This window comes from Amycolatopsis lexingtonensis (assembly GCF_014873755.1).
GTDB classification, from domain to species: domain Bacteria; phylum Actinomycetota; class Actinomycetes; order Mycobacteriales; family Pseudonocardiaceae; genus Amycolatopsis; species Amycolatopsis lexingtonensis.
Window position 1 is genome coordinate 5,901,816 of sequence record NZ_JADBEG010000001.1, and the last position, 19,399, is coordinate 5,921,214.

At 72.7% G+C, this 19,399-nt stretch carries 20 protein-coding genes; 5 read left to right on the plus strand and 15 right to left on the minus strand.

Features of this window, described 5'->3' with window-relative positions:
- Positions 1-7: 7 nt before the first annotated feature.
- Together H4696_RS26505 and H4696_RS26510 are read right to left on the minus strand one after the other, a co-directional pair.
- Positions 8-2,548, minus strand: a complete 2,541-nt coding sequence (locus H4696_RS26505) for an ABC transporter permease (protein ID WP_249026800.1) — start codon at positions 2,546-2,548, stop codon at positions 8-10.
- Positions 2,542-3,276: an ABC transporter ATP-binding protein gene (locus H4696_RS26510; RefSeq protein WP_086855771.1), complete on the minus strand. Its 735-nt coding sequence runs from the start codon at positions 3,274-3,276 to the stop codon at positions 2,542-2,544. The genes H4696_RS26505 and H4696_RS26510 overlap by 7 nt, the downstream gene beginning before the upstream one ends.
- 271 nt (positions 3,277-3,547) lie before the next feature.
- Here H4696_RS26510 and H4696_RS26515 point away from each other — a divergent pair, with 271 nt between their 5' ends.
- The 3 genes from H4696_RS26515 to H4696_RS26525 all read left to right on the plus strand — a co-directional run bounded on the left by H4696_RS26515 (position 3,548) and on the right by H4696_RS26525 (position 5,648).
- Positions 3,548-4,747 carry a sensor histidine kinase gene (locus H4696_RS26515; protein WP_086855770.1) on the plus strand — a complete coding sequence of 400 codons (1,200 nt, stop codon included), beginning with the start codon at positions 3,548-3,550 and terminating at the stop codon, positions 4,745-4,747.
- The gene (locus H4696_RS26520) at positions 4,735-5,391 is read left to right on the plus strand and encodes a response regulator (RefSeq protein WP_192782551.1); all 657 of its coding nucleotides are present in this window, start codon (positions 4,735-4,737) and stop codon (positions 5,389-5,391) included. The genes H4696_RS26515 and H4696_RS26520 overlap by 13 nt, the downstream gene beginning before the upstream one ends.
- Positions 5,392-5,462: 71 nt before the next feature.
- A complete protein-coding gene (locus H4696_RS26525; protein ID WP_086863277.1) occupies positions 5,463-5,648 on the plus strand; it encodes a hypothetical protein in 186 nt (61 codons plus the stop codon).
- Here the strand turns inward: H4696_RS26525 and H4696_RS26530 are convergent.
- From H4696_RS26530 to H4696_RS26580, 11 genes are all read right to left on the minus strand, one after another.
- Positions 5,624-6,652, minus strand: coding sequence for an MFS transporter (locus H4696_RS26530; RefSeq protein WP_086863280.1), 1,029 nt, complete (start codon positions 6,650-6,652; stop codon positions 5,624-5,626). The genes H4696_RS26525 and H4696_RS26530 overlap by 25 nt on opposite strands.
- A 175-nt stretch (positions 6,653-6,827) precedes the next feature.
- On the minus strand, positions 6,828-7,454 hold the full coding sequence (locus H4696_RS26535) for a suppressor of fused domain protein (RefSeq protein ID WP_086863276.1): 627 nt from the start codon (positions 7,452-7,454) through the stop codon (positions 6,828-6,830).
- Positions 7,455-7,470: 16 nt separating this feature from the next.
- Positions 7,471-7,866: an HPF/RaiA family ribosome-associated protein gene (locus H4696_RS26540; protein ID WP_249027141.1), complete on the minus strand. Its 396-nt coding sequence runs from the start codon at positions 7,864-7,866 to the stop codon at positions 7,471-7,473.
- A gap of 308 nt (positions 7,867-8,174) precedes the next feature.
- A complete protein-coding gene (locus tag H4696_RS26545; protein WP_086863275.1) occupies positions 8,175-9,113 on the minus strand; it encodes a GlxA family transcriptional regulator in 939 nt (312 codons plus the stop codon).
- A 22-nt stretch (positions 9,114-9,135) separates the two neighbouring features.
- Positions 9,136-9,702, minus strand: a complete 567-nt coding sequence (locus H4696_RS26550; protein ID WP_086863274.1) for a TetR/AcrR family transcriptional regulator — start codon at positions 9,700-9,702, stop codon at positions 9,136-9,138.
- 60 nt (positions 9,703-9,762) lie between these two features.
- Complete coding sequence (locus H4696_RS26555) at positions 9,763-11,076, minus strand: ABC transporter substrate-binding protein (protein ID WP_086863273.1); 1,314 nt, start codon at positions 11,074-11,076, stop codon at positions 9,763-9,765.
- Positions 11,063-12,139 carry a branched-chain amino acid ABC transporter permease gene (locus tag H4696_RS26560; RefSeq protein ID WP_086863272.1) on the minus strand — a complete coding sequence of 359 codons (1,077 nt, stop codon included), beginning with the start codon at positions 12,137-12,139 and terminating at the stop codon, positions 11,063-11,065. The genes H4696_RS26555 and H4696_RS26560 overlap by 14 nt, the downstream gene beginning before the upstream one ends.
- Complete coding sequence (locus tag H4696_RS26565; RefSeq protein ID WP_086863271.1) at positions 12,136-12,987, minus strand: branched-chain amino acid ABC transporter permease; 852 nt, start codon at positions 12,985-12,987, stop codon at positions 12,136-12,138. The genes H4696_RS26560 and H4696_RS26565 overlap by 4 nt, the downstream gene beginning before the upstream one ends.
- A 29-nt stretch (positions 12,988-13,016) precedes the next feature.
- The gene (locus tag H4696_RS26570; protein ID WP_086863270.1) at positions 13,017-13,724 is read right to left on the minus strand and encodes an ABC transporter ATP-binding protein; all 708 of its coding nucleotides are present in this window, start codon (positions 13,722-13,724) and stop codon (positions 13,017-13,019) included.
- Positions 13,717-14,508 carry an ABC transporter ATP-binding protein gene (locus H4696_RS26575; RefSeq protein ID WP_420831513.1) on the minus strand — a complete coding sequence of 264 codons (792 nt, stop codon included), beginning with the start codon at positions 14,506-14,508 and terminating at the stop codon, positions 13,717-13,719. Before H4696_RS26575 ends, H4696_RS26570 begins: the two co-directional genes overlap by 8 nt.
- Before the next feature lie 322 nt (positions 14,509-14,830).
- Entirely contained in the window at positions 14,831-15,811 is a 981-nt protein-coding gene (locus tag H4696_RS26580; protein ID WP_086863268.1) for an ABC transporter substrate-binding protein, read from the minus strand.
- 300 nt (positions 15,812-16,111) lie between these two features.
- On the opposite strand from H4696_RS26580, the gene H4696_RS26585 reads away from it, so the two are divergent.
- Positions 16,112-17,026 carry a Kelch repeat-containing protein gene (locus H4696_RS26585; protein ID WP_086863267.1) on the plus strand — a complete coding sequence of 305 codons (915 nt, stop codon included), beginning with the start codon at positions 16,112-16,114 and terminating at the stop codon, positions 17,024-17,026.
- On the opposite strand, the gene H4696_RS26590 is transcribed toward H4696_RS26585, so the two are convergent.
- A complete protein-coding gene (locus H4696_RS26590; RefSeq protein WP_086863278.1) occupies positions 16,989-18,248 on the minus strand; it encodes an MFS transporter in 1,260 nt (419 codons plus the stop codon). The two genes, H4696_RS26585 and H4696_RS26590, sit on opposite strands and share 38 nt — an antisense overlap.
- Before the next feature lie 99 nt (positions 18,249-18,347).
- On the opposite strand from H4696_RS26590, the gene H4696_RS26595 reads away from it, so the two are divergent.
- A complete protein-coding gene (locus H4696_RS26595) occupies positions 18,348-18,776 on the plus strand; it encodes a hypothetical protein (protein ID WP_169735105.1) in 429 nt (142 codons plus the stop codon).
- On the opposite strand, the gene H4696_RS26600 is transcribed toward H4696_RS26595, so the two are convergent.
- Complete coding sequence (locus H4696_RS26600) at positions 18,713-19,339, minus strand: thioesterase II family protein (protein WP_086863265.1); 627 nt, start codon at positions 19,337-19,339, stop codon at positions 18,713-18,715. The two genes, H4696_RS26595 and H4696_RS26600, sit on opposite strands and share 64 nt — an antisense overlap.
- Positions 19,340-19,399: the final 60 nt, after the last annotated feature.

Sequence of the window (19,399 nt, forward strand, 5' to 3'; positions counted from 1 at the left end):
CACCCCGCTACTCCCGCAGCCCGATCGCGTCGATCGGCTTGGCGCGCAACGCGACCCGCGTCGCGACCCCGATCGCCACCATCCCCAGCAGCACCGCGCCGCCGGTGATTCCGAAGTAGACGGACCACGGCCCGGCCGGCACCGGCGTTCCGCGCAGCGCGGCGTTGAGCAAAGCCAGTGGCACCAAGGCAACGAGCGTGCCGAGCACCACCGCGATCCCGACCGTGGCCAGCGCCTCTAGCCGCATCATCCGGGTCACCTGGCGGCGCGTCGTGCCGACCAGCCGCAGCAGCGCGAATTCCCGGCCGCGTTGCGCCGTCGTCAGGACCAGGGTGTTGGCCACCGAAATCGCCAGGTACCCCACGATCACACCGACCGCGACGAGGTTCAGGTAGAACTGCGCCTGCCGGTCGCCGCCCTGGGGCGCGGACGCCGACGCCGCCGGCGCCACCACCAGGCCCGGGTACGGCAGCGCGCGCAACGCCGAAGCGACCGCGTCCGCGTCCGCCCCCGGTTCGCGCCGGACGAGCACGGAATCGTCGAGGCGGCCGCCGGTGTGCTGCCGCGCCAGCTCGACCGGCAGCACGAAGTCGCCGAACGCCAGGTCGCGGGTATAGGTGGCCACCAGCCGCAGTTTCGCGGGCACGCCGTCGCCGAAGTAGAACTCGACCTCGTCGCCGGGCTTCTTGTCCAGCCAGTCGGCTTCCGAACGGCTCAGCGCCACCGCGTCCCCGGTCAGGTCGGTGAGCCGCCCGGCGTCGACGCCGAGTTCCAGCGCGCCCCCGGCCTGATCGGCCGCCAGCCCCTGCGCCGGCTTCCGCTGGACCTCGACGCTGTCGCCCACGGTGGACGCGGTGAGCACGGAGGTCCGGACCACCGGCGTCGCCACGGCCACGCCCGGCACCCGCCGGACCGCCGCCGCGACCTCCGGCGCCACGCCCGCCGGGCCGGACAGGACGTAGTCCGCGGTCGTCGCCCGCTCCGCTTCCTGTCGTGCGGCTTCCGTGCTCGCCGTCTGGCTGTAGAACGTGGCCAGCGCGAAGGCCACCGCCAGCAGCAGCGGGGTGACGGCGGCGGCCACGCGCCGGGCGTTGGCGTGGGCGTTCGCGCCCGCCAAGTACCCGCTGATCCGCCAGACCCGCGCCAGCACCGGCGCCAGGAACCGCACCACCAGGCCGGTCACCTGCGGACCGACCACGGCCAGCCCGATGACCACCACGAGCGTCGCCATCGTCGACGTCGCGGTCGCCACGTCCCCGCGGAGGAACAACGGGACCAGCGCGCCGCCGAACCCGGCGAGCACCAGGGCCCAGCCGGTGATCAGCCGGCCGCGGCCGAGCTCCCGCCGTTCCACCGCGGCCTCGGTCAGCGCCTCGACCGGGTTGATGGTCGACGGCCGCCGCGACGCCGCCCAGGCCGCCAGCCGGGCCGCGCCCAGGCCGAGCAGGACCGCCGCGACCAGCGGGATCGGGCTGATCGCGAGGCCGAAGTCGGCCGGGACCACGCCGATCGCGGCGAAGGCGTCCCGCAGCCCGGACGCGACGGCGAGCCCGAGCACGCTGCCGAGGACGCCGGCGACGAGCGCGATCAGCGTCGTCTCGGTGCCGATGAGCTTGCGGATCTGCCGCGGGGTGGCCGCGACCGCCCGCAGCAGCGCGAATTCGCGGCGCCGCTGGTTGATGGTCAAGGCCAGGGTGCTCGCCACCACGAACACCGCGACGAGCAGCGCGAAGCCGCCGAACGAGCCCGCGATCGCGAACAGCAGCGTCCGTGTCTGGCTGACATCGAGGAACTCGATGCTGCTGCGCTCGACGCCGGTGGTCACCTCGGTGCCGGGCGCGGCCGCGCGCACCCGCTCGGCGAGGGTTTCCGGTGCGACGCCCGGGTCGGCCAGCACGCCGATCGCGTGCGCCTGCCCGGGCCGTCCGGCCAGCGCCACGGCCTGGTCCGGGGTGAAGAACAGCGCCGATTGCCGGGACATCGCGTCGACGACACCGCTCACGCGGAACTCGGCCGGCGTCGAGCGCGTCGCGATCCGCACCTGCCCGCCGACGCTGACGCCAGCATCCCGGGCCAGCGCGGCGTCGAGCACGACCTCGCCGGGTCCCGCCGGGGCCCGGCCCTCGCGCAGGGTGAAGGGCGTGAGCACGGCGGCGTCCCAGTTGTGGCCCAGCGACTGCGTGCCGCCGAGCACCCGGCCGTCTCCGGTCACGACCTGCGCCGGGAAGCTCTGCTCCGCCACGGCCGTGCGGACGCCGGGGAGCCCGGCGATCCGCCCGGCCAGCTCGGCCGGGACCGCGGGCTGCTCGCCGACCTGCTCGAACGAGAGCGCGTCGGCGCCGGGCGGGCGCACGGTCTGGGCGCCGCCGACGACGACGGCCGCGGCGGCGTAGCGCTGGGTGGGGACCCCGGCGCGCAGGCCGGATTCCATGAGGACCCCGCAGGCCGCCACGAGGGCGGTCCCGCACAGGATGGCGATGAAGGCACCGGCGAACCCGCCGAGCCGGCTGCGGATCGTCTGCCAGGCGAGGGACAGCACGCTCACCACTCCCCGAGGTGCGTCATCCGCTCCGCGACCCGCTCGGGGGTCGGGTGCGGGAGGTGGCCGGCCAGCTTGCCGTCGGCCAGGAACAGCACGCCGTGCGCCGCCGAAGCCGCGACCGGGTCGTGGGTGACCATCAGGACGGTCTGGCCCATGCCCTCGACGACGTCGCGGAGCAGGTCGAGCACCTGCCGCCCGGTGCGGGTGTCGAGGGCGCCGGTCGGTTCGTCGGCCAGCACCACCTCGGGCCGGGTGACGAGCGCCCGCGCGATCGCGACGCGCTGCTGCTGCCCGCCGGACAGCTCCGCCGGCCGGTGCTCCAGCCGCTTCGCGATCCCCACCCCCTCGACGACCTCGCGCAGCCACCGCGGGTCCGGCTTCTGCCCGGCCAGCCGTAGCGGCAGCGTGATGTTCTGCAGCACGTTCAGCGCCGGCAGCAGGTTGTAGGCCTGGAAGACGAACCCGATCCGGGTCCGCCGCAGCCGTGTCAGCTCGGCTTCCTTCAGCCGGCCGATTTCGGTGCCGCCCAGCAGCACCCGCCCCGACGTCGGCCGGTCCAGCCCGGCCGCGCAGTGCAGGAAGGTGCTCTTGCCGGAGCCGGACGGCCCCATCACCGCGGTGAACGTGCCGCGGGCGACCCCCGCCGAGACCCCGTCGAGCGCGGTGACCGCGCCGTCGCCGGAGCCGTACACCTTCCGCACGCCGGCCAGTTCCACGGCATACGCTGTCGTCATCGTGTTCCCCTTTTCTTGCGTCCCAACGAAAACTAGGCGTCCCGGCCCGGGGGTTCGATCCCGTTGACGGGTGGATCGGGGGTAGCGCCAGCACCACCACGGCGGTGGGGGTCCCGGCAAAGTCGCGGCGGTCTGCCCGGCGGCGGCTTCGCCGACGTCTTGAATGAGTCATTCAGGTCTTCGGAGGTCCTGAATGACTCATTCAAGACATCGCAGGCCCGCCCGCCGACCGTGCCGGGCCCGTGTGACGGTGGGGTGGGACACTGGCGGCGTGACGACCCGCCTGCGCGAGTGCTGGTCGGCGGCTCGTTACCTCGTCGTCGGCGCCGGCACCTCGCTGCTGTCGATCTTCGCCCTCGCGGGCCTCCTCGCCGTGCTCCTGCTGTGCCCGTTCGGCGTCGGGATCCCGTCGCTGGCCCCGGCGATCCGGCTGTCGCGGTGGCCGGTCGGGGTCGACCGCCGCCGGGCCGCGCGGGCGCTCGGCTCGCCCATCCCGGAGCCCTACCGGGACGGCTCCCCGCTGAAGGACCCGGCCACCCGCCGCGACCTCGCGTGGCTGGCGATCCACGCCGCGACCGGGGTGTTCCTCGGCTCGCTGGCGATCGGGCTGCCGCTCGGCGTGGTCCAGCAGCTCGTGACGGCCTTCGCGTGGCCCGCGGTGCCCGGCGGGATCGAAGGTTCGGTCGGGCTGGTGGTGAACTCGTGGCCGCGCGCCGGGCTGACGCTCCTCGTCGGCGCCGCCTTCGCCGCGTTGACCCTGCTGCTGCCCCGGCTCGCGCGCTGGCAGGCCCGGACCGCGCGGTCGTTGCTCAAGCCGGCCCCGGGCGTGGTCCTCGCCGACCGGGTCGCCGAACTGACCGCGACGCGGGCGGCGGCGCTGGAAGCGCACGGCGCCGAGCTGCGCCGCATCGAGCGCGACCTGCACGACGGCACGCAGGCCCGCATCGCGGCGGTCGTGCTGCAGCTGGGCGTCGCGGGCCAGCTCTACGACCGCGACCCGGCCGCGGCCCGCGAGCTGCTGGTCAAGGCCCAGGACACCGCGACCGACGCGCTGGCCGAGCTGCGCACGGTGGTCCGCAGCATCCACCCGCCCCTGCTGAGCGAGCGCGGCCTGGCCGGCGCGGTCCGCGCGCTGGGCGAACGCAGCCCGGTCCCGGTCACCGTCACCGTTTCCGACGATGCCGGGCGGCCCGCCGCGGTCGAGGCGGCCGCGTACTTCGTCGTCGCGGAGGCGCTGGCCAACGTGACCAAGCACGCCGACGCGTCCCAAGTGGACATCACGCTGAGCGGCCCGCCCGGGTTGCTGCGCCTGGAAATCCGCGACGACGGCCGCGGCGGCGCGGACGAGTCCGCCGGCAGCGGGCTCGCCGGGATCCGGCGGCGCGCCGAGGCCTTCGACGGAACGCTGACCCTGACCAGCCCACCCGGTGGGCCGACCGTGCTGCGAGTGGAGCTGCCATGCGGGTCGTGATCGCCGAGGACGACGCGCTGCTGCGCGAAGGTCTCGCGCTGCTGCTGAAGACGTCGGGCATCGAGGTGGCCGCCACGGTCGACAACGCCGAGGACTTCCTCGCGTTCGTCGAAACCGACCGCCCGGACGCCGTCGTGATGGACGTGCGGATGCCGCCGACCCACCGCGACGAGGGACTGCGCGCCGCCGTGCGGGCCCGCGAGATCCACCCGGGCCTGCCGGTGCTGGTGCTGTCCGCGCACGTGGAGACGAGCTACGCGGTCGAGCTGCTCGCCGACGGCGTCGGCGGGGTCGGCTACCTGCTGAAGGAGCGCGTCGGCAAGGTCGAGCGGTTCGTCGACGCGCTCCAGCGGGTCGCCAAGGGCGGCACGGCGATGGACCCCGAGGTGATCGGCCAGCTGATGGCCCGCCGCCGGGCCGCCGACCCGCTGGCCGCGTTGACCGCACGGGAGCGCGAAGTGCTGGCGCTGATGGCCGAGGGCTACAACAACGGCACGATCGCGGAGCTCCTCGTCGTCAGCGACGGCGCGGTGCTCAAGCACATCCGCAACATCTTCGCGAAGCTCGGCCTGCCCTCCGACGAAGGCGGCGGGCACCGGCGGGTGCTGGCCGTGTTGGCGTACCTGCAGCGGGACGCGGGGTAGCGCAGGCACCACCCCGCATCCGGGTGCTGACGGCATCGATCCGGCGGTCGCGCCGCTTTAGCGTTCTCCGCATGACGAACGAAACCCGCACCGCCGCTCCCGTCCTCCTCTGGCTCGTCCTGCTCGTCAGCGGGGCCGCGAACGCCGCCGGCCCGCTGATCGGGCTCGACTTCACCGTCCGGATGGTGGCCGGCGGCATCGCGATCGTGGCGATCGCGGGCCTGATCACCCACTACGTCCGGCGCAGGAAGGCGTAGGTCGTGAGCGCGCCGGCGACCAGAGCGGCGGCGGGCCAGAACGGGTTCGCCACCGCCCCGGCGAGCACCGGACCGGCCGTCGCCCCGACGTTGAGCGCGGCGGTCGCGTAGGACCCCTTCATCGTCGGGGCGCCCTCGGCCAGCCGCAGGATCCGGGCGATCACCGTGCCGCCGACGGCGAAGGACAGCGCGCCTTGCGTGAACGCGAGGGGCACGAGCACCGCCGGGACGTCCGCGGCCAGTGCCAGCGCGACCCACCCGGCGAGCAGCAGCGGACCCCCGGCGGCGACGACCCGGCCGGGCCACCGGTCGGCCAGCCGCCCCGCCGTGGTGATCCCGGCGAAGCACCCCACCCCGAAGGCGCCGAGCACGACCGGCACCGGCGCGACGCCCGCGGCCACCGGCGCCAGGTAGGTGAAGACGCCGAAGGTGGCCGCGTTGACGAGCGCACCGGCGAGGAGCACCCCGGCCAGCGGCCGCAGCACGGCGAGTTCCGCCCGCAAGCCGTCCGGCTTGGGGCCCGCCGCGGTGTCGGGGATCCACCACAACGCGGCGAACGCGGGCAAGCACAACAGCGCGACAGCCCAGAACGCCGGCCGCCACCCGAGCAGCGCCCCGCCCAGGACGCCGACGACGCAGGCCACGGTCGAGCCACCCAGCAGGACGGCGAGCGCCCGCCCGGTCCGCGCCAGCGCCGTGGCGGCGGTCAGCGCGACGGCGAGGAACCCGGCGTTCGCGACGGCGGCCACGAGCCGCGTCGCGACGAGCACACCGAACGACGTCGTGAGGCCACCGACGACGTGCATGGCGACGAAGACGGCGAGGAAGCACAACAGCGCGGTCCGCCGCCGCCACGACCGCGAAAGCGCGGCCATCACCGGCGCCCCGCCGACCATCCCGGCGGCGAAGGCGGAGGTCAGGTACCCCGCATGCGCCAGCGAGACGTCGAAGGCGGCGGCGATGCCGGGAACGAGCCCGGCGAGCATGAATTCGGACGTGCCCATGGCGAACACGGCCAGGGCGAGGAGGTACAGGGGCACGGAAGCTCCAGGGAACACGAGATCGACAGGACGATTTCGTGGTCACCCGGGGACCCGGGAACGCGCGGAGGGTTATCGGGCCACCGGGAAGACCGGCAGCCCGGTCCTGGACGCTTCGGGGCTCGACATGTTCGTGAGGCTACCCGACCCGAGTCCGCCGATGCGGATCGGTGACGAGCAACGGGTTGCCCTCGGCCAGCACGGCTAGGACGTCCGCAGTGGAGGTTTCCAGCATGGCGGCCTTTTCCGCGCTCGAGACACCCACGGCTTGGAGGAAGTCCACCTTGCCGTTGGCGGTGTCGATCCGCCCCAGTTGCGGGTCGAGCTTCAGCGCGTACACGGTCAGCTCAGTCGGCGGGGCGTCGGGCAGGTGCGGGTGGCCGGTGATCGGCTGCCGCAGGTCGATGCGGTGCCCGGGTTCGAGGAGGACCTCGTTGGCATTGACGTGCTTCGCCAGCTGGTTGAGCATCGCGAACGGCCACTGCGGGGGCTCGGCCTCCGTGCCCCGGGCGAGGCGGAACGTGAGCTCGAACCCCCACCCCGACCACTCCGGGTCGGCTTCGGCCCCGGGCCGGTACAACTCGCTCAAGCCGTAGGTGACGTAGTGCCAGTGCCCCTCGGCGGAGAACGCCGAGCACCCCTGGAGCCCCGCGCCCGCGAACCCCGGCGGCGGGTGGAACCCGGCGTGCCGCGGTTCGACGTCGGGGTACCACCGGGCGAGGGCCGCGTCGATGGCGTCCCAGCCGGGTGCGTCGGTCTCCGTCACCGCACCATTGTCGCGGTCAGTCCCGCAGCTCGTCCTCGAGCACCCCGACCTGATCCGGGTCGTCCGGCGCGGGCATGTGCCGGATGCTCTCGCTGCCCTTGTGGTCGTGGGCCCGGTCGTACCGGGAATCCAGTACCCGCCCCAGTTTGTGCGCGGCACCGGCGTAGGCATCGTCCACAGTGGCCGCGTGGTGGGTGACCGCCACCGGCTGCTTCCCGCCGGGCCGCGCCTCGATCACGCACTTCTTGTCTTCCGGTTTGCCGCCGCTGTCTTCGGTGAGGTGCACTTCCACCCGGGTCAACCACGCGCCGAACCGGGAGAGGCTGCCTTCCAGGTCGGTGGTCACGAAGGTGGCCAGTCGTTCGCCACCGTGGATGTTGTGGTCGGTGTTGACCTGGATCTGCACGAGCACCCTCCAAATTGGGCAATGGTGATTTCGGTCAGTACCACGACAGCGGAGGCGCCAAACGTCGCCGGGATGTCATGAAAGAGTCGTTCATGTCGTCGGGCGAGGTGAACGACTCGTTCATGACGTCGGGCGTGCGTCTTGAATGAGTCATTCAGGACGCCCGAAGACCTGAATGAGTCATTCAGGACGTGGGGCGGGCGGCTCATCGGCGGCAGAGTGGCCTGGCCGCGCGACTCTGCCGGGGCCTGACGCGGTGAACGACCCGTTCATGACGTCCGGGCGAGCACCGGCCAGAGCGCCACGGTGACCGGTCACGACCGGAAGCTCGCCCGGTAAGCCTGCGGGCTCCGGCCCACCACCCGCTTGAACCGCTCCCGGAACGCGGCCGGCGACCCGAACCCCACCTCGCCCGCGATCCGGTCCACCGGCTCCCCCGTCGCCTCCAGCAGGTACTGCGCCCGCCGCACCCTGGCCCGCAGCAACCACTGCAGCGGCGTCGTTCCCGTCTGCTCGCGGAACCTCCGGTTGAGCGTCCTCGTGCTCATCCCCGCGTGCCCCGCGATCCCCGGCAGCGTCAGTTCCGCCGCGCAGTTCTCCTCCAGCCACGCCAGCAGCGGCTCCAGCTCGGAGCCGCGCGGCGCCGGCGGGGTGTCGTGGACGATGAACTGCGCCTGCCCGCCCTCCCGTTCCAGCGGCATCACCGACATGCGGGCCGCGTCGGCGGCGACCGCCGAGCCGTGGTCACGGCGGATCAGGTGGAGGCACAGGTCCAGGCCCGCCGCCGCGCCCGCCGAACTCAGGAACTGGCCGTTGTCCACGTAGAGAACGTCCGGGTCGACCTCCACCGCCGGGTGCAGGCGGGCCAGTTCGGGGGCCGCCGCCCAGTGGGTCGTCGCGCGCAGGCCGTCGAGCAGGCCCGTTTCCGCCAGGATGAACGCGCCCGAGCAGATCGACGCGATCCGCGCGCCCCGGTCCGCCGCCGCGCGCAACGCCGCCACCACCGGGGCGGGGACCGGCGGGTTGGCCGAGCGGCCCGGCACGATGACGGTGTCCGCCCCGGCGAGACCGGTCAGGTCCCACGGCGGCCGCAGCGTGAACGCGCCCGCGTCGACCTCGGGCGCCGGGCCGCAGATGCGGACCTCGTAGGCCGGGGCGCCGTCCGGCAGGCGGGTTCGCGAGAAGGTCTCGATGGGCGTCGCGAGGTCGAACGGGACGACCTGGTCGAGCGCGAGGACCGCCACGGTGTGCATGGTCCCCACGATAGATCGTCCACTAAGGACGGAGGCTGCCCAGCATCAGGTTCGCGAAGTGCTCGCCGACCTGTTCCCCCGACAGCTCGCCGTCGGCGTGATACCACATGCCGAGGCGGTGGATGGCGCCGAAGTGGTAGTTGATCACCAGGTCGGCCGGGACGTCGGCGCGGAAGGCACCGGTGCGCTGCCCCTCCGCGACCAGGTCGCGCACGCGCTCGTGGTACGTCCGCCGCTCGGCGCGCACCTGGACCTGCTTGGACTTCTCCAGCAGCGGGAACGACTGGAAGAACACGGTCGCCGCGTCCAGGTCGGCGATGCTCGTCACCACGACGTCGACGATGATCGCGTGCAGCCGCTCCGGCAGCGGCAGCTCGGACTTCGCGATCGTCTCCATCCGCCGCGTCTGCATCCGCAGCATCGCCACGTAGATCTCGAAGAGCAGGTCGTCCTTGGACTCGAAGTAGTGGTAGAGCCCACCTTTGGTGACGCCGGCGGCTTCGACGATCTCGCGGACCGTCGTCGCCTCGAAGCCCTTCTCGGCGAACAGCCGGACCGCCGCCCGCACGACCTTCTCCCTGACCGTCATGCCGCCACCCTATGTGAGCGGGGGGCCGGTCCGCGGCACCGCCGCGAACCGGCCCGTTCCTCACTTGCTCAGCAGGTTCACCTGCTCCGGGGTGGCGCGTTCACCGGTGTACGCCGTGATGGCCCCGGTACCCCGGTCGGTGACCGACGGTGGCTGGATGACCGCCGTCGTGGTGTCCGGGTTGATCTTGAAGACGTACGCGCCGGTGTAGCCGGCGTGGGACTCCTTCGAGAACCCGAACGGCGTCAGGCCCGGCCCCTTGAGCGACCCGGAACTCATCGCGTCGACGAGCTTCTGCCGCGTCGGGTCCGGCCCGGCCGCCTTGAGCGCCTGCGCGAACGTGTAGGCCTGCACCATGCCGAACATGACCGTGTTGGTGAACGGCTCCTTCGGGATGTACTTGTCGTGGATACCCTTGAAGTAGGCGACCCACGGGTCCGACGTCTGGGCGACGTCCGGCAGGTACCCGGTGCCGATCAGGCCGGCCAGCAGCTGCCCGCTGGAGACGCTGGCGCCGCCGCGCTTGGCGAAGTCCTGCAGCAGCCCGGACAGCGTCGCCGGGTCCGCGCCGATGCTGCTGACCACGAACTGCGGCTTGTACCCGATCTTCGCCGCGGCCAGGATCGACAGCGCGGTGAACGCCGGGATGCACGCGCAGACGACGACCTCGGCGCCGGCCGCCTTCAGCGCGGACAGCTGGGGCGTGACGTCGGTGTTCGCGCTGTCGTAGCCCTGCCGGACGACGGCCTGGTCCTTGACGAACTGGTCCAGCCCGGCCTGGGTGTCGCGGCCGACGTCGTCGTTCTGCGTGAAGTAGCCGATCTTCTTGCCCGCGAAGGTGTCCTTGATGTACTTGCCCTGGATCTTGCCCTCGCGCGTGTAGTCCACCTGGTACCCGAAGGTCATCGGCGCCTTCTGCGGGTTGTCCCAGGCGAGCGCACCCGAGGACACCAGCAGGTCCGGCACGCCTTCGGCGTTGAGGTAGTCGACGACCTTGGAGTGCGTCGGCGTGCCCAGCCCGCCGACGATCGCGAACACCTTGTCCTGCAGGACGAGCTTCTTCACCACCTCGACGGTCTTCGTCGGGTTGTAGCCGTCGTCCTCGACCTTGTAGTCGATCTTGCGCCCGTTGACGCCGCCGCCGTCGTTGATCGCCTGGTAGACCGCGCGGGCACCGACGGAGATCTTGCTGTAGCCCGGCGCGGCCGGCCCGGTGAGCGGCTGGTGGGTGCCGATCACGACGGTGTCCTTGGTGACGCCGACGGCCGAATCCGCGGCCTGCTGACCGCCACCGTCGCTCTCCCCCGCGCCGCCGCACGCGGTCAGCGCCAAGGCGATGGCGAGGAAACCCGCGCCGTACCTACTGGTTCTCATGGTTCTCCTTCTTTTCGGCGGGCTTGCGGAGAAGTGTTCGGAGCCGCTGGAAACCACCCTGGATGCCGCGCGGGAAGGCGAGCACGACGACGATGAGGATCACGCCGTACACCGCGAGCGGGAGGTTGTTGGCCACGTCGGTGTTCAGGTGCAGGACGTCGGCGAGGTCCTCGGACCAGGCCTGGAAGTACACGAGCGCGACCGCGCCCCACAGCGCGCCCCACAGGGACCCGAGCCCGCCCAGCACCACGGCCGCCAGCAGGCTCAGCGACAGCGCGGGCGTGAACGACCCCGGCGCGGCGGTGCCGAGCAGGAACGCCTGCAGGCCACCGGCGAGCCCGCCGCACACCGCGCTGACCAGGAACGCGAGGATCTTGGTGCGCCCGACGGCGATCCCGCTCAGCGACGCGGCGACCTCGTCGTCGCGGACGGCGCGGAAGTCGCGCCCCAGCCGCCCGCGGACGATGTTGACCACCAGCACCAGCGCGATGAGCACGCTGAGCCAGACGATCCAGGTCTGCCACCGCAGTTCCGGCACCACACCGACCATTCCGGACGGTCTGCTGTGGACGGTGAAGCTCAACCCGTTGCTGCCGCCGAGGAAGTCCGGGAACTTGCGGGTCAGCGCGGGCAGGCCGACGGCCAGCGCGAGCGTCGCCCCGGCGAGGTACGGGCCGCGCAGCCGGGCCGCGGCGGCCCCGGCCAGCAGCCCGGCGAGCCCGCCCGCGGCCGAGGCCAGCAGCAGGTCGGCCCACAGCGGGAACGACGGCACCTTGTTCACCAGCAACGCCACCGTGTACGCGCCGATGAACATGAACGCGCCGTGGCCGAGGGAGACCTGCCCGGTGAGGCCGGTCAGCAGCGTCAGCCCGGCCACCGCGATCAGGTAGTAGCCGATCGTCGCGATCCGCAGGTTGGTGAACTCGTCGGTCACCAGCGTCAGCACCACGATGACGGCGAAGGCGGCCAGCGCGAAGAGAACATGGCGGACCACCGGCGGCAGCGCGCGCTTCTTTTCCGGTGCCTTGACGGTGGTCTGCGGAAGGCTGGTGCGCACGCTCATACCCGCCTCGCCTTCGCGCGGCCGAACAACCCGCTCGGGCGCACGGAAAGCACGATCACCAGGATCGCCAGCGCGGCGATGGTGACCATCTCCGGTCCGAAGTAGCCGGACACATAGGACAGTCCGACACCGAGGACGAACCCGCCGGCGATGGTGCCCAAGGGGTTGTCGAGGCCACCCAGCACCGCCGCGGTGAGCGCGTAGACGAAGACGCCGTCCAGGACGTTCGGGAAGAGGAACGGCGGCGTGGCGAGCAGCCCGGCCAGCGAACCGACGGCGGCTGCCATCCCCCAGCCGACGGTGAGCATCAGCCCGACCCGCACGCCGAGGGTGCGGGCGACGTCCGGCGCGAACGCCGCCGCGCGCATCCGCAGGCCCAGCGGCGTGTACTTGAACACGACGAGCACCAGCGCGGCAATGGCGAGCACGATCAGCACGACGAACAGGTCGTTGGCGGAGAACCGGCCGCGAAAGTCGAAGGCGTACGGGAACGCCAGCGGCTCGTTCGACCAGATCATGCCCGCGATCGCCTGCAGCACCAGCAAAAGCCCGAGCGTGACGATGATCGAGCTCAGCTCGGAGCGGTGCCGCAGCGGCCGGATAAGCAGCCGTTCGGTGGCGACGCCCAGCACGGTCCCGGCGACGATCGCGACGGCGAAGCCGAGCCAGTAGCTGCCCGTCGCCTTGGTCACCGAGTACGCGAGGTACGTCGAGATCAGCGCGAGGGCGGGCTGCGCGAAGTTCACCACCCGGGTGGCCCGGTAGATGATGACCAGGGCGAGCCCGAGCGCCGCGTACACCGCGCCGGCCGAGATCCCGCCGAGGGTCAGATCGAAGAAGTCCTGCATACCGGACCGGTCACCTCCATTGTGGACGGTCAGAACCCGAGGTAGGCGTGGCGGAGGCCGTCGTCGGCCAGCAGTTCCGCCGCGGTGTCGACGGCCACGACCCGGCCGAGCGCGAGGACGTAACCGCGGTCGGCGATGGACAGCGCGCTGTGCGCGTTCTGCTCGACGAGCACCACGGTCAGCCCGGTCGAGGCCCGCAGGTCCCGCAGGATCCCCATGATCCGCGCGGTGATCAGCGGGGCGAGCCCCAGCGACGGCTCGTCCAGCAGCAGGAGCCCGGGCCGGCTCATCAGCGCGCGGCCGATGGCCAGCATCTGCCGTTCCCCGCCGGACAGCGTCGACGCGGGTTTCGCCGAACGTTCTTCCAGCGGCGGGAAAAGTTCGTAGACCTCTTTGCGTGCGGCCGCGCGATCGGCGCGGTCCCGTCGCCACAGCGCGCCCAGCCGGAGGTTCTCGTCGACGGTCAGCTCGGTGATCACGCCGCCGCCTTCGGGCACGTGCGCGACCCCGCCGCGCGCGATCCGGTCCGGCGCCCGTCCGGTGAGTTCCGCGCCGTCCCAGGAGATCCGGCCGGCCCGGGCGGGCTGCAGGCCGCTGATCGTGCGCAGCAAAGTGGATTTCCCGGCGCCGTTCGCCCCGAGCACGGCGGTGATCCCGCCCCGCTCGACGGTGATGCCGACGCCGTCGAGCGCGCGGACGGCGCCGTAGGAAACGGAAAGCTCCTCGATCTCAAGCACGGGGCGCCTCCTCGGCGGGGTCGCCGAGGTAGGCCTCGGCCACGCGGGGGTCGGCCTGGATTTCGGCCGGCGCGCCCGCCGCGATCACCTCGCCGAAGTTCAGCACCACGACGCGGTCGCACACCTCCATGACCAGGTCCATGTGGTGTTCGACGAGCACGACCGCCATCCGCCGCCGCAGCGACAGGATCAGCGTCGCCAGCTCGGTGAGCTCGGCGGCCGAAAGCCCGCTCGCGGGTTCGTCGAGCAGGAGCAGATCGGGTTCCGCCACGAGCGCTCTCGCCAGCGCGACGCGTTTCCGTACCCCGTAAGGCAGAACCCCGGGCAGCCGGTCGGCGAGATCCGCGATCCCCAGCTCACCGAGGGTGGCACGCGCCCGCCCGGCGAGGTCGGCTTCGTCGCGCGCGGACCGCCCGGCCCCGACGAGCGCGGGGAGCACCCCGGTGCGAGCGTGCCGGCCCGCGCCGGCCATCACGTTCTCCAGCACCGTCAAGCCCGGGAACAGGCCGAGCCCCTGCAGGGTCCGCACGATCCCGAGGCCGGCCAGGTGTTCCGGGCGGTGCCGGACCAGCGGCTCCCCGCGCCACAGCACGCGCCCCGCCTGCGGCCGGACGAACCCGCAGACGACGTTGAAGAGCGTCGTCTTGCCCGCGCCGTTGGGCCCGATCACCCCGACGACGGTCCCGGCGCCGACGCTCAGCCGCACGTCGCGCAACGCGGTGAGGCCGCCGAAGCGCACGGTGAGGCCGTCGACCACGAGCAGGTCCTCGCCGGGAAGGGTCATCGTCGACTCTCCTTGTCTCACCATGTGGACCAGGCCGTACCGCGCGGTCGGTATGAAGAGGGTGGAGTGCGGCGGCGGTGAAGTCAAGGCGCGAAGCACCGAAATCGGGCGGTCCGGGAATTTTCACAAAGCGCGCGCTTACCGGGATTCAGCACCGAGGTGCGCGAGTTACCGGCTCGCCTGACGTCTTGAATGAGTCATTCAGGACCTCCGAAGACCTGAATGACTCATTCAAGACGTTGGCGGGACACGGGGATCCCCGGTGGGGCATGCCGAAGGGCGGGCACGCCGCAGCGCGCCCGCCCTTCCCCAAGCCCCAGCCTCAGCCCGTACTGGCCTGCGGAGCGATCATCGACGAAGCGTCGATCTTCGTCTGCACCACACCCAGCTGCTGCAACAGGTCCGGCACCCGCTGGATCCGCCGGGCGTCCAACGTGGACCCGAACGCGGGCATCACCATCAGGCTCGCGATGTCCTGGTCCACCCGGGCGTTGCGGACCACCAGCGGCTCCACCCGCGCACGGTCCACCGCTGCACGCGTCGCGTTGAGCATCGCGCGCTGGAACGCCGCCAGCGTCTTCGGGTGGTCGCGGGCCCACTGGGCGGTGGCGCCGTAGCCGGTCAGGGGGAACGCCTGCGTGCTGCCGCTCGCGGCGTCGATCACCGGGTACGCGCCGGCCGTCTTGGCGGACTGCGTCAGGAACGGTTCCGGCTGGTAGGCCGCGTCCACGCGACCCTGCGCCAGCGCCGCGCCCATCTCCGGCAGCGGCATCGGGACCCACGTCACCTTGGTCGTGTCGATGCCGTGGTCGCGCATCACCGACCGGGTCAGCACGTCGGAGGCCGCGTTCTTCGAGCTGATCGCGATCCGCTTGCCGTTCAGGTCGCTGATGGTCTTCACCGGCGAGCTGGGCACGGTGACGACCTCGTTGCTGCGCGGGCTCGCCGAGGTGGCGTCGGCGATCAGCTTCAGGTCCGCGGTGCCGCTGCTCTTCGCCAGGAAGAACAGGGTGTAGGTGGACAGCGCGAGGTCGTCCTTGCCGTCCACCATGCGGGTCAGCGTGTCCTGCCCGCTGGCGCCGATGTCGGTCTGGACCTCGAGGCCTTCGGCCTTGAAGTAGCCGCCTTCCTGCGCCAGCCACAGCGTGGCGAGGTCGACGGTGGTGAGGATCGCGACCCGGATGGACGGTTTTTCGACGCCGCCGGCGGTCTTCGTCCCGCCGAGCTGGCTGCACCCGCTCAGCAGCAGAGCGGCGGCGACGGCGAGGACGGCGAACCGGCGGGTCGAGGCGCGTCGGGGCATGGCACTCCTCGGAAAAGAATCCTTCTGCACGTGGAATCCGGCGGTTGAGCCGTGATTCGCCGGACTGTAGATGACGATTTCCGCGCCCGCAAACACGTTGCCGAGAATTGCCGGGACGATGATCACCTGGGGAAACAAACCAACGAGAAGCTCGCACACAGCGTGATCGTTGTACGCCATCCGGCCGAGCACACTGCGACGTCTGATCGTCACCGGCACTGCTCCGAAGGCGTAAATCGCGGACGCCGTAACGAACCGGATCACCGCGGAGACTCTGGGCGGCAAAAGAGGGTGGAAACGATGAACGAATGGAAGTACCGGCCGCCGCTGCTCTCGCCCCGGTTCGGGCACGAGGTGGCGGCCGTCGGGGACGACCTCTTCGTCCTCGGCGGCACCGACGGCGACGTCGGCTACAGCTCGGTCGAGACCCGCCACGCCCGCGGCGAGGGCCAGTGGCACTACGTCAGCCCGATGCCCGTGTCCCGCGGCAGCTTCGCGGCCGGCGTGGCGGGCGGGATCGTCTACGCCGCAGGGGGAATCGGCTCCGGCGGGGCCGTGCTGGACGCGGTCGACCGCTACGACCCCGAGCGGGACGAGTGGGGCCCGGCGCCCGCGCTGCCGGTCCCGCTGGCCGCGGCCTCGGCCGCCGGGCTGGACGGCCGGTTGTACGTCGCGGGCGGCGTGGTCGGGGACGCCGACCCGGCGGAGCACGCCACCGACGCCGTCCACGTGCTGGACCCCGCGGACCCCCGCCCGCACTGGGTGCCGGTGGCGCCGATGCCGACCCCGCGGGCACGGTTCCGGCTGGTGGCCACCGAAACGCACCTGTACGCGATCGGCGGCCTGCCGAGCCGGGGGCAGGACGCGCTCGCCTCGGTGGAGCGGTACTGCCCGGAGTCCGACCGCTGGGAAGCCGTGGCCCCGATGCACAAGCGCCGCGGCGCGCCCGGCGCCGCGGTGGCGGGCACCAGGATCGTGGTCGCCGGCGGCGGCCCCGCCCCGGTCGGGGACCCGACGGCCCGCGACCGCACGGCCGAGGTCTTCGACGCCGGCACGGGCTACTGGGTGCTGCTGGGCACCCTGCTCCCCCACGGCCGGTCCTCGCTGGTGTGCGCGGCGGCGTCGGCGCACCGGGTCCTGGCGATCGGCGGGAGCGCGAACACCTACGGCAGCGTCGTCACGATCCCGGACGTGCTGTCGCTGAAGCTGCCTTGACCGCGAACCGGCGCAGCCCCGGCGTCCCGGCGCCGACGGCCACCACCGCCGCCACGCAGAGCAGGCCGCCGCTGACGAGCGCGAACGTCCCCGACGTCACGCCGGCCACGAGGCCGCCGCGCAGGTTGCCGACGTCCGGGCCCGCCTGCCCGACGATCTGCTCCGCCGCCGCGACGCGGCCGAGCAGCGCGTCCGGCGTGTTGAGCTGGACGAGCGCCCCGCGCGAAACCACCGAAACCGTGTCCGCCGCGCCCGCCACGACCAAGCACACCAGCCCGAGCCAGGGGCCCGGCGCCAGCCCGAACCCCGTCAGCGCGACGCCCCACGCGGCCGATCCCGCGAGCATCACCAGTCCCGGCCGTGGGAGCCGGGTGAACGCCCCCGAGAACACCGACGCCGCCACCCCGCCGACCGCGATGGCGGAGAGGAACAGGCCCAGCGTGCGCGGGTTGCCGCCGAAGTGCTCCTCGTTGACCAGCGGGAACAGGCTGATCGGCATGGACAGGACCGTCGCGGCGAGGTCGGTCAGCAGCGCCCCGCGGACGACCGGGGTCCGCACCAGGAACGCGAGGCCGTCGAGCACGCCGCGCAGGCCCGGCCGCGACAGCTCGCCGCCGGGCCGCATCGACGGCAGGCCGAAGACGCCGTAGAACGCCAGGCCGAAGGTGAGCGCGTCGACGACGTAGCAGCCGCCGACGCCGAGCCAGCCGAGGAGCAGCCCGCCGAGCGCCGGGCCGAGCAGCATGGCGCCCTGGAAGGCGATCCGGTTCAGCGCGAGCCCCGCGGGCAGCTGCTCCGGCGGCAGCAGCCGGGGGATGAACGTGCGCCCGGCCGGCCCGCCGCCCGCAACGAAGCACGACTGGACGGCCACCAGCGCCAGCACCACCAGCACCGGTACCCCGCCCACGAACCCTTGGACGGCCAGCAGCACCGAGCAGCCGGCCTGCCCCGCCGTCATCACGAGGGCGAACTTCCGCCGGTCGACGCGGTCCACGAGCGTCCCGGCGAAGAGGCCGAACACGATGACCGGCAGGGCCTGCGCGAGCCCGACGGCACCGGTCCACACGGTGCTCGCGGTCTGCTCCCAGACCTGGAACATCACGGCGACCAGCGTCATCTGGCCACCGAAGCCGGAGAACACCCGGCCCAGCCAGAGCCGGCGGAAGGCGGGCGACGAGCGCAGCGGGGTGATGTCGACGAAGGCGCGAAGCACGGGGCGAATCGTAACAGTGCTTATACGTTTGCCGGGAGCGGCGAAGGAAGTGGTTTGGAAGTCGCCTCCGGCAGCATCTGCCGCACCCCGAACGCAAGAGGAGTCACCATGAGAGCCGGTGCAATCCAGGCCGTCATCGGCACGGCCGTCCTGGGGGCAGTCGTCCTCGCACCTCCCGCACAAGCGGCCGGAACCGGGGCCCAGACGGTGGCGGCGAGCTGCACCGCCGGCCCGTTCCGCGGCACCGTCTCGGTCACCTACCAGCTCGCGAGCCCCACCGAGTACCACCCGAGCATCGCCACCATCGGCGGCGGACCGTACATCGGCGACTCGGCGACGTACGTCCTCGACGTCTCCTACGCCGACGCGGGCGCCACCACGTCCGTCTACCGCGGGACGTTCACCGGCACGGCGGGCACGAAGCTCAGCGTGCACCTGCCCGACGACGTCAAGGTCCCGCAGGACGTCCCGAGCTACGCCTCCGTCGCGTTCGACGGCGGCGCGAGCCCCTGCACGGCCAGGGCGGAGATCAGGTAGGCCGAGCGCAGGACGGCGTCGCGCAGCAGCGCGGCGCTGTCCTGGGCCCGCGCCGGGACCAGCACGAACCCGGCGCCGGTGTGCTCGCCCCAGCCGGTCATCACGTGCGGCTCGCCGAACGCGCGGATCGGGCACGGCAGCGGCGGCGCCGCCGGCACGTGCGCGTCGCTCACCAGCAGGCTCACGTCGGCACGTTCCGCCTGCTCGGGCACCACGCGGGCGGCCCGGTCCGGCGGGGCCTGGTGCGCGACGACGAGTGCCCGCGGAACCCCCAGTCCCGCGGCCACCCGCCGCTGCGCCAGCCGGTAGGCGACCAGCGCGCCGAGCCCGGCGCCGAACAGCACGTGCGGCCCGGCGAGCACTCCGGCGAGTTCCGCGGACAGCGACTCGACGAGCAGCCACATGTCCCGGTACGGGTGCTCGTCGCGGCGCTCGCCCCGCCCGGGCAGCTCGACGACGTGCACCGCGATCCTCGGATCGCGCCAGGCCCGGTAGCGGCCGGCGGCTTCACCGGCGTCCGGGAAACAGACGAACAGCAAGCGCTCCGGATCATCGGTGTCCACCCGTGGCCTCCCTTCCCTTTCCGTCCAGGGTTAGGGTCGAGCACGGCACTTCCGTTCCGC

Coding starts and splice junctions, on each gene's coding strand:
- H4696_RS26510 (WP_086855771.1), bottom strand. CDS start 3,276: ATGACGACAGCGTATGCCGTGGAACTGGCCGGCGTGCGGAAGGTGTAC.
- H4696_RS26520 (WP_192782551.1), top strand. CDS start 4,735: ATGCGGGTCGTGATCGCCGAGGACGACGCGCTGCTGCGCGAAGGTCTC.
- H4696_RS26525 (WP_086863277.1), top strand. CDS start 5,463: ATGACGAACGAAACCCGCACCGCCGCTCCCGTCCTCCTCTGGCTCGTC.
- H4696_RS26530 (WP_086863280.1), bottom strand. CDS start 6,652: ATGGGCACGTCCGAATTCATGCTCGCCGGGCTCGTTCCCGGCATCGCC.
- H4696_RS26545 (WP_086863275.1), bottom strand. CDS start 9,113: ATGCACACCGTGGCGGTCCTCGCGCTCGACCAGGTCGTCCCGTTCGAC.
- H4696_RS26550 (WP_086863274.1), bottom strand. CDS start 9,702: ATGACGGTCAGGGAGAAGGTCGTGCGGGCGGCGGTCCGGCTGTTCGCC.
- H4696_RS26555 (WP_086863273.1), bottom strand. CDS start 11,076: ATGAGAACCAGTAGGTACGGCGCGGGTTTCCTCGCCATCGCCTTGGCG.
- H4696_RS26560 (WP_086863272.1), bottom strand. CDS start 12,139: ATGAGCGTGCGCACCAGCCTTCCGCAGACCACCGTCAAGGCACCGGAA.
- H4696_RS26565 (WP_086863271.1), bottom strand. CDS start 12,987: ATGCAGGACTTCTTCGATCTGACCCTCGGCGGGATCTCGGCCGGCGCG.
- H4696_RS26575 (WP_420831513.1), bottom strand. CDS start 14,508: ATGACCCTTCCCGGCGAGGACCTGCTCGTGGTCGACGGCCTCACCGTG.
- H4696_RS26580 (WP_086863268.1), bottom strand. CDS start 15,811: ATGCCCCGACGCGCCTCGACCCGCCGGTTCGCCGTCCTCGCCGTCGCC.
- H4696_RS26585 (WP_086863267.1), top strand. CDS start 16,112: ATGAACGAATGGAAGTACCGGCCGCCGCTGCTCTCGCCCCGGTTCGGG.
- H4696_RS26595 (WP_169735105.1), top strand. CDS start 18,348: ATGAGAGCCGGTGCAATCCAGGCCGTCATCGGCACGGCCGTCCTGGGG.